This window comes from Otoolea muris, from assembly GCF_943193115.1.
Classification (GTDB): domain Bacteria; phylum Bacillota; class Clostridia; order Lachnospirales; family Lachnospiraceae; genus Otoolea; species Otoolea muris.
The window spans coordinates 1-15,557 of record NZ_CALPCY010000014.1 but is presented as its reverse complement, the minus strand read 5'-3'; the positions used below and the strand labels follow the sequence as shown (position 1 = coordinate 15,557).

16 protein-coding genes and 1 pseudogene are annotated in these 15,557 nt (G+C 46.4%); 10 read left to right on the top strand and 7 right to left on the bottom strand.

Annotated features, from left to right (window positions below; genetic code table 11):
• Positions 1-119: 119 nt before the first annotated feature.
• The 5 genes from ribD to ribH all read left to right on the top strand — a co-directional run bounded on the left by ribD (position 120) and on the right by ribH (position 3,991).
• The gene (gene ribD, locus NFS31_RS10560) at positions 120-1,268 is read left to right on the top strand and encodes a bifunctional diaminohydroxyphosphoribosylaminopyrimidine deaminase/5-amino-6-(5-phosphoribosylamino)uracil reductase RibD (protein ID WP_251494608.1); all 1,149 of its coding nucleotides are present in this window, start codon (positions 120-122) and stop codon (positions 1,266-1,268) included.
• A complete protein-coding gene (locus NFS31_RS10555; protein WP_251494605.1) occupies positions 1,250-1,912 on the top strand; it encodes a riboflavin synthase in 663 nt (220 codons plus the stop codon). The genes ribD and NFS31_RS10555 overlap by 19 nt, the downstream gene beginning before the upstream one ends.
• Positions 1,794-2,156, top strand: coding sequence for a DUF6783 domain-containing protein (locus NFS31_RS27645; protein WP_465223432.1), 363 nt, complete (start codon positions 1,794-1,796; stop codon positions 2,154-2,156). Before NFS31_RS10555 ends, NFS31_RS27645 begins: the two co-directional genes overlap by 119 nt.
• The gene (locus NFS31_RS10550) at positions 2,135-3,334 is read left to right on the top strand and encodes a bifunctional 3,4-dihydroxy-2-butanone-4-phosphate synthase/GTP cyclohydrolase II (RefSeq protein ID WP_251494602.1); all 1,200 of its coding nucleotides are present in this window, start codon (positions 2,135-2,137) and stop codon (positions 3,332-3,334) included. Before NFS31_RS27645 ends, NFS31_RS10550 begins: the two co-directional genes overlap by 22 nt.
• A gap of 189 nt (positions 3,335-3,523) precedes the next feature.
• Positions 3,524-3,991 (top strand): 6,7-dimethyl-8-ribityllumazine synthase, encoded by a 468-nt coding sequence (ribH, locus tag NFS31_RS10545; protein WP_251494599.1) that lies wholly within the window; start codon positions 3,524-3,526, stop codon positions 3,989-3,991.
• A 15-nt stretch (positions 3,992-4,006) separates the two neighbouring features.
• On the opposite strand, the gene NFS31_RS10540 is transcribed toward ribH, so the two are convergent.
• Positions 4,007-5,071 carry a TAXI family TRAP transporter solute-binding subunit gene (locus NFS31_RS10540; protein ID WP_251494597.1) on the bottom strand — a complete coding sequence of 355 codons (1,065 nt, stop codon included), beginning with the start codon at positions 5,069-5,071 and terminating at the stop codon, positions 4,007-4,009.
• 261 nt (positions 5,072-5,332) lie between these two features.
• Here NFS31_RS10540 and NFS31_RS10535 point away from each other — a divergent pair, with 261 nt between their 5' ends.
• Positions 5,333-5,701 carry a MerR family transcriptional regulator gene (locus NFS31_RS10535; protein WP_251494594.1) on the top strand — a complete coding sequence of 123 codons (369 nt, stop codon included), beginning with the start codon at positions 5,333-5,335 and terminating at the stop codon, positions 5,699-5,701.
• 322 nt (positions 5,702-6,023) lie between these two features.
• On the opposite strand, the gene NFS31_RS10530 is transcribed toward NFS31_RS10535, so the two are convergent.
• The 4 genes from NFS31_RS10530 to NFS31_RS10515 form a co-directional block, all read right to left on the bottom strand.
• On the bottom strand, positions 6,024-7,193 hold the full coding sequence (locus NFS31_RS10530) for a tyrosine-type recombinase/integrase (protein ID WP_251494591.1): 1,170 nt from the start codon (positions 7,191-7,193) through the stop codon (positions 6,024-6,026).
• 183 nt (positions 7,194-7,376) lie between these two features.
• Positions 7,377-7,568, bottom strand: a complete 192-nt coding sequence (locus tag NFS31_RS10525) for a hypothetical protein (protein WP_251494588.1) — start codon at positions 7,566-7,568, stop codon at positions 7,377-7,379.
• A 429-nt stretch (positions 7,569-7,997) separates the two neighbouring features.
• Positions 7,998-8,210, bottom strand: coding sequence for a DUF5348 domain-containing protein (locus NFS31_RS10520; protein WP_251494585.1), 213 nt, complete (start codon positions 8,208-8,210; stop codon positions 7,998-8,000).
• A 61-nt stretch (positions 8,211-8,271) separates the two neighbouring features.
• On the bottom strand, positions 8,272-10,323 hold the full coding sequence (locus tag NFS31_RS10515; protein ID WP_251494582.1) for a P-loop NTPase family protein: 2,052 nt from the start codon (positions 10,321-10,323) through the stop codon (positions 8,272-8,274).
• Positions 10,324-10,911: 588 nt separating this feature from the next.
• Here NFS31_RS10515 and NFS31_RS10510 point away from each other — a divergent pair.
• Positions 10,912-13,161 (top strand): hypothetical protein, encoded by a 2,250-nt coding sequence (locus NFS31_RS10510; RefSeq protein WP_251494579.1) that lies wholly within the window; start codon positions 10,912-10,914, stop codon positions 13,159-13,161.
• Between the two features lie 207 nt (positions 13,162-13,368).
• Here the strand turns inward: NFS31_RS10510 and NFS31_RS27640 are convergent, their stop codons facing one another.
• Positions 13,369-13,563: a helix-turn-helix domain-containing protein gene (locus NFS31_RS27640; RefSeq protein ID WP_251494577.1), complete on the bottom strand. Its 195-nt coding sequence runs from the start codon at positions 13,561-13,563 to the stop codon at positions 13,369-13,371.
• Between the two features lie 443 nt (positions 13,564-14,006).
• On the opposite strand from NFS31_RS27640, the gene NFS31_RS10500 reads away from it, so the two are divergent.
• Genes NFS31_RS10500 through NFS31_RS10490 form a run of 3 tightly spaced genes read left to right on the top strand, consistent with a single transcriptional unit; the run spans position 14,007 to position 15,230 of the window.
• Positions 14,007-14,252 carry a DUF6290 family protein gene (locus NFS31_RS10500; RefSeq protein ID WP_251494574.1) on the top strand — a complete coding sequence of 82 codons (246 nt, stop codon included), beginning with the start codon at positions 14,007-14,009 and terminating at the stop codon, positions 14,250-14,252.
• Between the two features lie 2 nt (positions 14,253-14,254).
• Positions 14,255-14,797, top strand: a complete 543-nt coding sequence (locus NFS31_RS10495) for a relaxase/mobilization nuclease domain-containing protein (RefSeq protein WP_331482588.1) — start codon at positions 14,255-14,257, stop codon at positions 14,795-14,797.
• Complete coding sequence (locus NFS31_RS10490) at positions 14,760-15,230, top strand: hypothetical protein (protein WP_251494571.1); 471 nt, start codon at positions 14,760-14,762, stop codon at positions 15,228-15,230. The genes NFS31_RS10495 and NFS31_RS10490 overlap by 38 nt, the downstream gene beginning before the upstream one ends.
• A 73-nt stretch (positions 15,231-15,303) precedes the next feature.
• On the opposite strand, the pseudogene NFS31_RS10485 reads toward NFS31_RS10490, so the two are convergent.
• A pseudogene (locus NFS31_RS10485) lies at positions 15,304-15,557 on the bottom strand (hypothetical protein); the annotation flags it as partial.

Genomic DNA, 15,557 nt, shown 5'->3' with positions numbered 1-15,557 from the left:
CACAGGCCCGCATAAGAATGCTTGCCGCCGGGGCGGCATTGCGGGCCGCGCGGCAGGGGAAGGGGATTCTTCTGTCCGGTTTACAACAGATATGAATAAAAGTGTAAGAAGGTGAGCAGATGGAAAACTGGAAAAAATGCGCTGTTCCAGACAGCGGCCCTGGGCAGATGGATGAGGCGTTTATGCGCCGCGCAGTGGAGCTGGCAGAGCGGGGCTGCGGGCGTGTCAGCCCGAACCCTCTGGTGGGTGCGGTGATTGTGAAGGAGGGACGCGTCATTGGCGAGGGATGGCATGCGAGGTGCGGGGATCTCCATGCTGAGAGGGCGGCTCTGCGCTCGTGCAGGGAACCGGCGGCGGGCGCTTCGATGTATGTGACGCTGGAGCCGTGCTGCCATACAGGAAGGCAGCCGCCATGCACGGAGGCGATTCTGGAAGCCGGAATCAGCCGGGTCGTGGTCGGGGCCGGCGATCCGAATCCTCTTGTGGCGGGTAAGGGAATCCGGATGTTGAGGGAGCATGGCCTGCAGGTGACAGAAGGCGTGCTGAGAGAGGCGTGCGAAGCGCAGAACCGTGTATTTTTCCACTATATCCGTACCGGCCTGCCCTACGTTGTCCTGAAGTACGCGATGACGATGGACGGCAAGATTGCGACTGCGGCAGGGGCATCCAGATGGATAACCGGGGAGGAGGCGCGCAGGCGTGTCCATGAGGATCGGGGGCGGTATACGGCGATTATGGCCGGGTCGGGGACAGTAAAGGCGGACGATCCCCAGCTTACCTGCCGGATTCCCGGAGGAAGGGATCCGATCCGGGTTCTGTGCGACAGCCGGCTTACGATTCCGCAAGGGGCAAAGGTAATCGTCACGGCAGGGGATGTGAGGACCATTCTGGCAACCTGCTGCGGGGAGAGGGAACGGCTGCGGCCGTACAGGGATGCGGGCTGTGAGATTCTGACGATTCCGGAGAAGGACGGCCGTCTGGATCTTCGCGAGCTGATGCAGCGGCTGGGAAAAATGGGGATAGACAGCATTCTGGCAGAGGGCGGCGCGACGCTGAACGGGTCCCTGCTACAGTCCGGAATGGTCAATTGGATCCAGGCATACATAGCGCCGAAGATCTTTGGGGGAGAGACGGCGCCCTCGCCAGTCGGCGGAAGCGGCGCGCAGGCAGTGGAGGATGCCGCTGCGCTTTCACTGGCCTCTGTGACAAGGCTGGGGGATGATCTCCTGGTGGAGAGCGAGGTGAAGAGATGTTTACAGGGATCATAGAGGAGATCGGTTCGATCCGGTCTGTGGCAAGGGGAACCCATTCCGCGGTTTTATCCGTGCGGGCAGAGCGGATTCTGGAGGATATCCATACAGGGGACAGCATTGCGGTAAACGGCGTCTGTTTAACCGTCTCCTCCTTTGACAAGGGGGGATTTACGGCGGATGTGATGCATGAGACGTTAAACCGCTCCGGCCTTGGCGCCTTAAAGACGGACAGCCCGGTGAACTTAGAGCGCGCCATGCGGGCGGACGGGCGGTTTGGCGGCCATATCGTGTCAGGCCATATCGACGGCACAGGGACAATCATTGGGGTGAGAAAGGATGACAATGCCGTCTGGTATACGATCCGGGCCGCTTCATCCGTCATGCGCTATATTGTGGAAAAGGGCTCTGTCGCCATTGACGGGATCAGCCTGACGGTGGCCGGGGTGGATGCGGAGTCATTTTCCGTATCCGTCATTCCCCATACGGCAAAGCAGACGACCTTAAGCCGCCGGCGTCCCGGCGATTCGGTGAATCTGGAAAATGACTGTGTGGGGAAATATGTGGAAAAGCTTTTGGGCCTGTCCGGCCAGGGCGGGGCGGCGGCCGGGAAGCGCGCGGGAGGGCTCACCAGGGCGTTCCTGGCGGAAAACGGATTTTAGAGCGTGTTTGAAAATTCATTCCTGGCATCTGCACGCGCCACTTCGCGGTATATTTGGGCCAAATTCACTTAACGCAGCCCGCTGCGCCGCGTTCATTTGGCCCAAATCTCCCACAAAGTGGCACGCACAGCTACCAGAAAGCAATTTTCAAACACGCTCTAGGATGGAACAGAGTAACTGTTCAGACAAACGGAACGGTTACGGAAAAGGAGCGACAGCAAAATGGACAAGTTTGATACAGTAGAGGAGGCCCTGGAGGAATTAAGGCTGGGCCGCGTGATCCTGGTCACAGACGACGAGGACCGGGAGAATGAGGGCGATCTCATCTGCGCAGCGCAATTTGCCACCACAGAGAACGTGAATTTTATGGCTACCCATGGAAAAGGGCTGATCTGCATGCCCATGAGCGCAGAGCTTTGCAGAAAGCTTTGTTTTCCGCAGATGGTGACGGAAAATCAGGATAACCATGAGACAGCGTTTACCGTGTCAGTGGATCACGTTTCCACCACAACCGGGATTTCCGCCAAAGAGCGCGGCATTACGGCCAGGGCCTGCGCGGCGCAGGAAGCAAGGGCAGAGGACTTCCGCCGGCCGGGGCACATGTTTCCTCTCCTGGCAAGAAAAAACGGCGTGCTGGAGAGAAACGGCCACACAGAGGCGACGGTGGATCTGATGCGCCTGGCAGGATTAAAGGAATGCGGCCTGTGCTGTGAGATTATGCGTGAGGACGGCACGATGATGCGCGCCGCGGAGCTGCATGAGCTGGCGGAAAAATGGAATCTGAAATTCATCACTATCCGGGCATTGCAGGATTACAGAAAGCGCCATGAAAAGCTGGTAGAGCGGATCGCGGTTACCCGCATGCCGACGCGCTACGGCCAGTTTACAGCCTATGGCTACCGCAACTGCTTAAACGGGGAACACCACGTAGCCCTGGTAAAAGGGGAAATCGGCGACGGTACAGAGCTTTTGTGCAGAGTCCATTCCGAATGCCTGACAGGCGATGCCTTTGGCTCCATGCGCTGCGACTGCGGCCAGCAGCTCGCGGCGGCTATGCAGCAGATTGAGAAGGAAGGCCGCGGCGTACTCCTCTATATGCGGCAGGAGGGGAGAGGAATCGGCCTATTAAATAAGCTGCGCGCATATGAGCTCCAGGATCAGGGGATGGATACGCTGGAGGCCAACTTAGCCCTGGGTTTTGCAGGCGATCTGCGGGAATATTACATCGGCGCGCAGATTTTAAGAGATCTGGGGGCGAAAACACTGAGGCTTTTGACGAATAACCCCGATAAGGTGTATCAGTTGTCGGACTTTGGGATGGAGATCAAAGAGCGGGTTCCGATAGAGATCGAAGCGACACAATACGACCAGTTTTATTTGAAAACAAAGAAAATGCGGATGGGACATCTGTTGAATCTTTAAGATAATAAAATATAAAAGTAAATATTTGATTATAGTTAATATATAAAAACAATAGATTTTTATGCAATATAAATATAAAAGTATAATATTAGGCAGATTTTGATATTGAAAAATCAGGCTTAAAACATCCAAAACGAAGGAAATCACTTTTTTGGCAAGTAAAAAATGAAAATGAAGAGGAGAGAGAAGATGAATATTTTTGAAGGGACCTTTGTACCGAATCAAGTCAAAATTGGCATCGTGGCCGCAAGATTTAATGAATTCATCACATCAAAGCTTCTGTCAGGCGCCCTGGACGGCTTAAAGCGCCATAAGGTAGAGGATGAGGATATTGACGTGGCGTGGGCGCCGGGCGCGTTTGAAATTCCGCTCATTGCGGCTGAGATGGCGGACAGCGGCAAATACGACGCGATCATCTGCCTGGGGGCCGTGATCCGCGGAAGCACAAGCCATTATGATTATGTGTGCAATGAGGTGTCAAAGGGAATTGCACAGGTCTCCCTGAAAAGCCGCATCCCGGTGATGTTTGGCGTGCTGACAACAGAGAATATCGAGCAGGCGATTGAGCGGGCCGGGACCAAGAGCGGGAACAAAGGCTTTGACTGCGCGACAGGGGCGATTGAGATGATAAACCTGATGCGGGCGATCAGGAGCTGACGCGCCGTCAGGCGGCTACGGGTCCAGAAGCCCTGCCTCCCGGTAATACGCTTCCGCCCCCGGATGGAGCGGAATGGGGAGCCCGTCGCAGATATAGCCCTTCTGTGTCAGGGAGGACAGGGCGTCATGCCTGGCGGCCAGTTCCTGCGCGGACTCGTTCAAAATCCGCGTGATGTTATACACCAGCTCCGGATCCATACCGGCATTGACGCAGAGGAGACATTTCACGCCAAAGGTCGGGACATCTTCAGTCTGGCCCGGGTAGGTGTCTGCCGGGATGACCGCGCTGTAATAAAAGGGATTGGAGGAGATAATCTCACTCAATTCCTTTTTTGTATAGGTCAGCAGATGGCAGGGAACCGACTGCGCCAGCTTGGTCAGCCCGGAGATGGGGATACCGGCAAAGCCATGCACAGCGTCAAGCTCTCCCTGTGTCACAGCCCGGGCTCCGGAGCCAAGGCCGTAATTTAACAGGGATGCATTGGAATCCGTGACGCCCGCGGCCTCCAGGGCGGTCCGCGCCGCGACCTCCGTAGTAGAACCCTGCGGCCCGACGGCAGCCGTGCGGCCGGCGATATCATGCACAAAGGTAAGCCCGCCGGAATCAGGAGCCATCCAGTTTGAAAGGGAGGAATAGACGGCGCCGATGGTACAAAGCCTCTGATCCGGCCGGCCCTCAAACTCTCCGGATCCAAAGTATGCGCAAAATGCCATATCCCCGCTGACCAGCCCCATATCGATCTGCCCGTCCAGAATATTTACCACATTGTGATAGGAGCCGTTGGAGGCGCTCAAGTTCACTTTGAGGCTGCTGTCATGGCCGTTGAGCGTCCTGGCAATCGCATCGCCCACCGGATACATCGTGCCGCCGCTGTCCGCCGTCCCGATCGTCAGCACCGTAAATTCATCCGGCGCTTCGCTGTTAGTCTGAAAAGCAGCGTCCAGAGAATGGTCAGGTAAGGCGCCGGAGGACGGGCCGCAGGCGCAGATGGGCAGGCATATAAAGAAAAACACAGCCGTAAGGAACAAAACGAGCAGGCTCTTTTTCATGGAAATCTCCTTAATAAATACATGGTTCATGACTCAATCTGTCCATGGAGTATATGGACAATCTTCTCTTACTATATCATATGAACAGAAATTGGGAAAGAGGTTATTGCGGGTGTTCCGTTTGTCCTTGACTTAAAGCCAGCTTTAAGTGGTATAGTAATACCAGGACACGAGAGAGTATGCGGCCGTAAAGCCGCGGATCACAGCAGCCCGATAAAGGGGGAGCGCCCGGATCAGGGCTGCTTTTCCATTCGGGGCGCTGCATTCGGTGATAAAGGATGGTTAAAGCCAATGACAATTTCCGAGGTAAGTGAGAAATACGGTTTAACGGCAGTCACACTGCGCTATTATGAAAAAATCGGCCTGATTCCGCCGGTGACCAGAAATAAGAGCGGCGTCCGGGATTATCAGCCCGAGGAGTGCGGGTGGGTGGAATTTGTGAAATGTATGCGGAGCGCAGGCATGCCTGTGGAAACGCTGCTCCAATATATGGCCCTGCTGCGCGAGGGAGAGCACACAAAGCCGGAGCGGATGCAGCTTTTAGTGCGGCAGCGGGAAGCGCTTCTGGAGAAGCGCCGGGAAATGGACGAAACGATCCGGAGGCTGGAGAGCAAGATTGCCTATTATGAGGACGACGGGAAGGAGGCAGGAACTCCATAACAGTCCGGGCCCAAAAGAGCCTGCCCGGGGCGCTGGCGTGCGAACAATAACGGCGCTGATACAATCAGACAAAAAAATTTAGAAGCGGGTGTATAAACCGTCAGAGATGGGTTATACTGTTACTATCACAAAAGAGAAAGTTTTGAATACTTATCCTCCCCTTTTTAATCGGTTTCGGTACAAGGACGTATCGAAACCGATTTTTTTCTGATAAAATCAGGGTTTTTAAGATTCCTTAATTTTCCAGATGACAGACGGAATGATATTTACACCACTTTTACACCAATTTGAATATTAAATGGGGGCATTTTGGAGAGGCTAATCAGGATATATCTTTGACAGGAAATAAACAAGAAATCTTTTTCATTTCTTTTGACTTTGCATCCGGCAGGACATGGGCATATAAGTCCATAGTCAAAGATAATTTTGAATGTCCCAAAATCGCCTTTAATACTTGTGGTTCCATACCATTTTCAATACAGCGTGTAGCGAATGAGTGGCGAAGCCCATGGAAAGAAATGTAAGCAAATTCCTGCCCGGATTGTTCTATCCGTTTGATAATGGTTTTGATTCCATTGTTTAAGTAGGTTTTACCTAAGGGACGTCCGGTATCTGTAGTGACAACTAAGTTATCCAATTTTTCGACTGGCTCCCAATGGGAGCCAAGAGACAGCTTCTGTTCTATCTGATTTTTTCGGTGTGCTTTTAAAAGTTCATATACATTATCCAGCATGGGAATATCGCGGTAACTGCTGCTGGTTTTGGGTAGGTCCTTATAAAAACCGTACCGGTTTTGCACCAGGGTTCCCCGTACATGGATAATCCTGTTTTGAAAATCAATATCATTCCATTCAAGGCCCCGTATCTCACCGCTGCGCATTCCTGTAGATAAAGCCAGTTCATAGACATATCCATAATGATAATTTTGGGCAGTACTTAAAAAGATTTCCTGTTCTTTTGGTGTCAATACCCGACGTTCTGCCGGCTCTTCCATTTTGGGGAGGGTAGTGTGGGGGACTGGGTTTGACCGGATTAACTGGTTTTTATAGGCTTGCTTGTACATTCCGCTTAAGACAACCGATACTAATTCAATCGTGCTTCTGGAATATCCATTTGTTTTTAAGGTATTGAACAGATTTTGAATCTGTTCTGGCCGTAAATCTTTTAATTTTTTCTTGCCTAATGGTTTTTTGATATAGGAATCATAGGTATCTTGATAGACGCCAATCGTCCCACGCTTGACCGAGGGTTCCTTGTATTCTTTAATCCAGGTATGGAACCAGTCATTAACGGTGATTTGATTTTCTTTGGCATAAAGGCCATGTTCTAATTCGTAGCGCAGATCGTCTAATTTCCTCTGTAGCTTTTTTAAGTCTTTGTCATAGAGTGTATAGCGTTCTCCATAATAGGTGAATCGCCCCATGTAATTCCCATCGGCCCGGAGAGTGATGCCTTTTGGAAACTTTCGGGTATCATTATTTTTAGCAGACATAATTTTCCTCCTATAAATGCGGTATCGGCACGCGCCGCTACGCGTCACCTGCCAAGTCGTCGGAAAGCATTGGAAAAATGCTGCGCATTTGCTTTCCTCCTAAAAATTGAGAGGGCTTTTACCGCCCTCTCAAATCGGTTGTTAAAAAAGTCAATGCGCAGTCGGGCGTTATCCTGATGGATTTTATGATGTTTGCGCGGAACACCAAGCATCAAACTTAACCCGGTCAGCGAAAACCCGCTTTCCGATACGGATTTCACAGCCTGCCTGCCGAATCAGCTTGAAGGCATTGTTTCTGCCGATACTGGCGTAAATTTGAAATTCTGGTACACTAAGCAGTCTTTTTTCGGATAATGGAACTTGAATCGTATTCATAAAAATCTCCTTTCTTTCTTCCTTTCTGATAATAAAATCCTGGTTTTCTTTCAGTGATATAATATGTAATCCATCAATGCCAAAATTTAATTATTCAGTCTTGTGGCTCAGTCCGGTTTGTCAGCCGGACTTTGGTAAATGCCTGCACATTATCAGAGCCGATGCGGGCACGTATTTTTTCAACCTTATCCTTGAAGATTTCCCGAAATAGCCGGGAAAACGCACTGATTTCCAGCGGAGGGATTGATAATAAGCAGCAAAAATCTTCAAACAGGTAATGCATCTGTGAAGAAGATACCTTATCCTTAGCATTGCCGGTAAAATCACAGTACCGTTCAGCAAAGGCTTTGGTTAAATGGGAACTCCATTATTTCCCATAGAGATACCTCCTGAATGCGATAATTGGGGCTGTATTAGTTCTGCTGATGCCTAAATACGCACGATTAGTCCATCCAGCACCCTTGTCGGAATGTCAACTAAATACCAGCCATGATCAAATTCAATTCGGGTGTGCACCCATTTTCCACTAAGCATGACATCCATACCTGTGCCGCAGTGCAGGCCGCCGTGGTAGTCGGTAAGGCCGAAGCGGATGTCATAGCGGGCCAGCTCTTCATCATAGACTAAAGCACCTTGTCTCATGGTCTTATCTCCTTTCGTATTCTTTTTCATGTAAGATGATATATTTTTAAAGAGCATTGCATTACGATTTTTGGGGGTAAGCGTTCAATGGAGCGAGACATTTTGCGCAAGCTTCTACATCTTCAGCATGGGTATGCCGTATGTGTCCTTGAGTATACCATAGACCACATTGAGCTTGTATCTGGTCTTTCAGTCTTCCACTGAGCTTGAAAACCAAAACAGCTACATTTTCGATCTCCCATTGATCATTGTAACAGGGATACCCAGAGATTTTATTGATTGCATAGCTAGGATGATTAGGGTCGTATCGTGATCTCCCGAGTAGCAAGCATTGGTCACTTAGACATCTCTTAAAGTCGGCAAATGAATCAAAAGGGAAAGGCATATGTGCGTCTCGGCATATCTCTGCAAGCTCAGAAAAAAGCTTTTCAAAGCTTGCATAGTCTATGACGAGCAAAGTCCTTGGAACAAGATTGTCCGGATAATTAGACAGCCTGGTAGCGTCTTCGATATAGACACCCGAGTAGCCTTCATGCATAGCGATGATCGCCTGATGGCCATAAGTGTTTTTATAGTGATTAGTGCCCAAACCGTTTTTAAGGGTATAACCTGGCTCCTCTAAGCTACTCGCTCTTTGTATACGCATCCGTTTGATCAAAGCTAGGAATGTAGATACCGTTTGAATTTCAGGGTCGCGCAGATCCTGCCGCTCAGATAACTCCTTCAAAACATCGACATATCTCTTGGTAAAGGTTTCAACATCTTCTTCGGATAGCGCGCCGAGCCATCTACCATATTCGAGAAAGATCCCAAAGGCCCAATGAGAGACCTGCAGATTATCATAACTCCTGGAATGCAGCTCCGGATAAGGCAATATGTCGAGGAAAGCTGCTTCCGGATCCGGAAAGTCGGTCACGCCTTCTAAACTCTCTAGGAAGGATGCCAAAAATTCAATCAAATTTTTGAAAAAGGTACGCACTAATAATGGCTCCTCATGGAGCTGAGCGATTACCTTTTTCCTTCTAGCGAGGGCTTCCGGTGAAGGATCCAGCGAGAACTCTATCCAGCGGTTCTCTAAGGAACGGGGCATGCGTTTTAGAGCATCGCTCTCTCCTGTAAGGATAGGGAGCAGATGACCTGTCAGATAACAGTCACGCACGATGGTATCTAGGACGGAGCAGATTTTCTCTCTCAGAGCCGCAGAGGGAGAGCGCCGGATGTCATCCAGGATCAAGGTCGTGCCAGACAAGGAGTGGATCTCTTTCAACAGCTTTTTGAGCGGATTTTGTAGGAGGAATACTTGCTCCAGATCCCCGCTCGCATCGGTCAGTATATGTGCCAGCCCGATTGCAAGCTGTGTCTTCCCACTGGAGGTAGGCCCGGATATTAGGAGGGCTGGAAGCGGCTTTTGCCCCATCATTTTTTGGAGCGGCCCTAAGATGCTCAGGATGGCGCTGGTCAGGATCGGGCCGGTAGACCCAAAGTCCAGGTTCAGAAGATCCAGTATCCTTTGATAAGCAACTTTTGGTGGCAGTGATGGGTCGAAACGCAGGTGAGCGTTCGATGCAGTGCAGCGCCAATGATAGTCGATACCTTCCGCAGTGATAGCATATTCTGCGGTCAGGTAGATCCATCGTCCCTGTATGTGGTGCCAGCCCGAGCGGTCGGAGATATAGGTCTGTTTGACCGGGAACGGGAGATGGGTTTCTGATCTGGTCGGTCCTTGGGTGAGATGGCGGAAGAGCCTCCGTAATACGGATAATGTAAGGGCCCTGTTTTTGGGGCGGATGCCGGTTTTTTCGTCCAATTCTTTTAAGAAGGCTTTGGTGGCCTCTGGATCATAGGAACATGTGACCGGCTCATCCTTGTCAATGTCAGCGTTCCTGAGATGGTACAGGCAAGTGATCTTCGAGGAGGTGTCATCGATGTTCTCGATGTCTCCTGCGGCCCATGTCAGTCCATTTGTCTGCTCAGGGGACGGGGATCCTTCGTCATCGGTGTAGTTGTGGATGACCTCGACGCCATCGATGACGAGGGACAGAACCTGGATCTCGCCATCATAGATCCCCTGGTTGGCCAGGGTTAATGTTTCATCGATAATGATACTTTCCATATAGAACTCCTCCTTTTTTGCTAGTATAGCGTATAAGATATGAATGATCCCGTTTTTTGATTAGGAATCTGAAAAGAGAAGTTTTTTTGTGGATATTTTATGAGAATCTGGTAAAATATACATAAAGCTATAAATGAGCAAATTTGAAAAAATGCACAAAAAACACCTCTATCGGCCCACCGTTCAATGTAAATAGCCAGGATTTCTTCTATACTTAAGGTACAATCCGTACAAAGAAATGCCCGCAGAGCGGATGGCTCAGCGAAATCAACCGTTTTTCCCCGGTAGCCACGTAAAAATACAGAAACGAGGATAGATAAAATATGCTTCATCACGGTTGATGAAAAATCTGCCCTAAATTTAACTGGATTAATCGATTGTAAATCACGAAAGAATGGTATATACTGTTACCCATAAGACATCCTCCTTTTCAGGTGCTGGTTGTGTGAGTAACAACAGTATACACCTAAAAATGGTTGATGTTTTATCTTTTGTGCATTTTAACGAAAATTTTTAAATTTGCTCTTTTATAGATAAAGAATGGAGCGATCACGACGTATGGGAAAATTATGAAAAGGAGTAAAGCTTATGAGATTTGAAAAGCTGTTAGACCTAGCAAAAAAAGACTTTTATAGAGCGTCTAAAGAGATGATGAGTTCGGTAAATCATCATGATTTAAAAGTTTTAGCATCCAAAATTGCAGACCTAAAAGAACAAGAAATATATGGTACAGAATGTGGTAAGGTCGATGATATTTTAAAGATATTGATTGACTATACGGATTATAGACTTGAAATTCCAGAAGAATATCATCATGAACGTTGGGATGTTTATAATAATGCCTTTGTGCAGGGAGTCCTTATGAATTACTATACGGAACCACAGATGACCCCATCAGTTACTTATGAATGGTGTATCGAAAAGTTGGCAGAGAAGCTCAGGATGCCTAAAATGAAAGAGGATCCTGTGACGCTCCAACGTTTAGCGAAGAGATTGAAGGTTAAGGACGTATCGTTGGTCAGACGTGATGGACAGTTCCGCATGATAGCATCACAGGGAAGTGGCATCAATACTATGCGTGTTGGGAAGGGAAAGGATGCGGACAGTAAATATGAGCGGCCAAAGCTGCCAATATATGACTTGGCATATATCGAAGTGATCGCTATCTTAAAAAGTGTGAGCTTAAAAGAGAAGGAAAAAAATGCAGATGATAGAGAATTTTGGGGGAAAGTTAAAGATTGGGGAAAAAGGGAGCTCCTCTCCTCAGTAAAGGTGCTGCCCTCCGATCTGTTGGATCAATATATACAACTGAAGATCAAGGAGGATGAAAGTATGGCTTATATATCGAATATAGATTATATCAATAGTTTCTTACTCGATATGGCAGATGTGCATGAGAGATACAGTGATTTTATATCGTCGGGGAAGATCGGAAAAAACATGATGGAAGATGAGGATGCACAAAATAACAAATTCTATTTTTACTTATATCTGATCTATGCATATGTATATTATCATTCTGCCCAAGACTATAGGTATCTGGCATTATATAGTTTGGAGCACCGTTATCTAGCAGGTACTATCATCGGGATCGTCACACAAGGAATTTGGAGACCCTTTTTTGCAGAATACATCCCCACAGCAAAATATGCATTGCCGTATCAGGAAGATCCGATATCAGATACTGTTGTATGGACAATGAGGGTTAGGGATCCGGTCGGAGAAAATGAGAGGCGAGAACGGGAAGCTGCAAATAGTAAAAACATGTTTTATATCCATAAGATATGTATACATTTTTACTTTTTCTTGTTTAGATTGGCGAGAAATATCATATTAGATAAAGAGATGAAAAAAAGTTTTGACAAAAATCTTTTGGCGATTTTAAACAGCGGTATAGCTCGTCATTCCAAAGGGCTGGGGATGCTACCGGATAAGTGTCATCCAGGTGCTACGATTGATTTTTATTTATGGTTCCTCTATCGTCTGGTGATACTTGATCCGAAGTGCCAGAAGGATACAAAGAGATTTTTTGAGAAGTTAGGATCTAAAGAAGAGCTATTGTCTTTTTTATATGATTGGTATAGCGCATTGGATGAGAGGGAAATCGGAGAGATGGTGGACGAGATAGAACGGTTCGGTACAGATAGTGAGCAAAAGAAAATCGATGATATCATCAAGCGGATCCATAAAAGATCAAACTGCGATATGACCATAGACATGATCCGCAAAATGATTAAAGATAAAGAAAAGAGAGATGAAGCTGAAGATAAAAAAAGGCAAGTCAAAGAGATACTAAACTTTATGCATGATCAGAGGATCTTACATAAACAAAACAATTATCAATCTATCGTTACGTTATTGAAAAAACATAAACTGAACGATAGTCAGGATCTGAACGATAGTATCATCAGTCAGATCAGAAAAACCAAAAATTTAGGGAAGACATTGGAAAAGATCCGCGATGGATATTTAGAGGATGTTTTAGAGGCTGTTTTAAAGGATGGTTTAGTGAATGGTGTTAAAGAAACGAATAAAAAAATGGGGATAAAAGTCGAGAGCCATAGTAAATTGATGAGGAATATATATTGCGATGTACGTATAGAAAGCTATGATGAAAGGACAAGAGCTGTATTGAAAAAATATGGCCTTTCGTTTTTTACCCCATTGCTACAAGAAGAGCATATCCAGCCTTTTATGGGAGATATATTCCGAAAGGGTTGGGTCAACAAACATGATCTTCAATATTATTTTACCTATTTAAGAAAAGCAGCGTGGTTACCAGAAGATACCGTTAAAGTGATCAGGCATTGTAAAGAATGCAATACGAATATCTTATAGGTTAGGTCATATGGAGAGCTTTACTTATGTAGGTGCTCTGGTTATGAGAAGGAGAGCGGTCTGAAAAAACTTAAACGTGTGGTTTTTGTGGTTCATTACTACAAAAACCACACGTTTTTTCTTTTTTAAAAAATTTTTTTCTATATCCAAGAGATCCTTGGCATGAGATTCCTTTAATATGGAGATCCTTGTATGTCCCAGGATGTTCTACGTATCATACCTCTCGATCCGACCGGTATCGATATTATAGGTCGGAAGGAAATCTGCAGGGATTTTCCAATACCGTCCGCCATGCAATTTCGTGGCCGGAAGGGTTTTGTTCTTAATCATCCGATAAGCAGTTGAAGTACTGATTCTTGTCAACTCACAAAATTCTTTTAAAGTAAGATAATTACTGGTCATAGATGCAATTCTCCTTTCACAAGTCGTTTCATTTTTTTCTTATGGCAGTGTATGAATGTTCATGAAAATTCATAAAAAGCAGAAATATCATTTTTGATATTATTGCAAAGGATAGATGAAATTTCGAGAAGGATTATTATTATGTTATAGGAAAATGATAAAATATGAATACTCATGATTGCGTAATAAAACGCATGAATAAGAAAGAAAGTGCAACAGAAGAATAATGAGACAAAAATATCTTCAGATTTGGAAAGAAAGAAAGGGCAAAATGTATTACATTTTTTTTAACCGGATTTATAGCAGAAAGCGGATGCCGGTGAAAAAGATTGGGAAATTCGATGTCATTTTTGCGTGCTTGATAGATATTGGATACCTAGTAAATAGAATACTTCTTATAATGAATAAAATATAAGAAATGAAAAAGATAGAGGAGGTATATCATGATGAAAACAAAAAGCCGAAAGAAGAGTAAATCGAATATACGTTCTATCCGTTTATCAGAGGCAGAAAATAAAAAGCTTGAGGTATTTGCAAAAGTAAGGAATTGTTCGATATCTCAGGTCATCCGGGAAGCTTTAGAAGCAGAACTGTTGAATCCGGATAAACGATCAAAAGAAGTCTTTAAATATCTTGCAGCAGCTGCAGAAATTATTGATCGGGAGGAGTGCAGAAGGAGGGGAAATTAAAGATGAAAACCAATCAAGGAAATTGTTCCTATGGTGTCTTGATCACCAAAATGGAGAGGAAAGCTTTTGACAGTGAAAGGGAAATGGAAAACCTTTTGCGCTATATTACCAGGACCAGAAAGAAAGACAAAAAAGAGGTTTTATGGGGAGCTAGGTATGGGGAAGGAAGTAAGGGAATTGAGACTGTGATTCGGCAATGGAAACAAATCCACTGCAGTTATACTAGAAATACAAGGAGACATGGACGGTATTGTTATCATGAATATTTTTCTCTTTCCAGAGAATCCGGCAATTTAGAAGGCCGGGAAAAGATGCTGGAGGAGATGGCATTCTGCATGAGTGAAGAATATAAAGAGGCCGGTTATGGGGTGGTTTATGCGGTTCACGCTCCGGATCATGAGGATAAAAATTATCATATTCATTTTGCTGTCAATACGGTGTGTGTAAAAGACGGACGAAAGTTGCATGATTTTTTTTACAGCAAAGGGCAGAGGGAAGCACGGTTTAATGCGGTTGCTGAAGCATTTTTTCAGGATAAAAATTAAGAGCGGAGGCTGTGTGCTCCAGGCTTCGGTAGTATCTCCATCCTGCCCAATATATAATTCCTCTGATTTTAAAGAATCAATAAAAATTCAGGAGGTTGATCAAATTATGGAAGAAAATGGATACTGGCGGGAGAGCAGATGGGAAGCAGATATGGATGAAGGAACCAGAGAGGCATTTTATCTATTGATTGCAGAAAGGCTGGCTTATTTTCAGCGGAAGTGGGAAGATAAGCACTCAGAAGAGAAACGGAAGAAAATGGAGCTGAGGCAAAACTGGGAAAGGGTCCTAAGAGAGAGGTCCCCGGAATTGATAAAGGACAGCGAGGATTTTCTTGATGATCTTTTTGCGGTTCACCAGAAAGAGTCGGAGGCACTGTATTTCTTTGGGCTGGAAGAGGGAATCCGGCTTATGCGGAGTTTGCTAAACCTTTAAGTGCTCTGGCGATTTACAGGATTGTCAGGCATCCCTGAGAAGAAGAACGGTTCTCGGGATGCCTGATTCCATATCAGTATTTGTCTAAGAAGGCTTCCATCACAGAAAGAATGGAATCTTTTTCTTTTGTGGACAGCCGGTTCCAACGGTCTAACAGGGTTTCCTGCTCCGGATTCAGAGATTTGAGGGGCCCTGTGCTGAAAAATTCGGATAAGGAGATGCCGAAAACACCGCAGATGATTTCTAACTTATAACTTCTCGGAATCTCAATGAATGTGATTCTAACTGAAAATTGACAACTGAATATCGTGCAGGAAAAGAAATTTG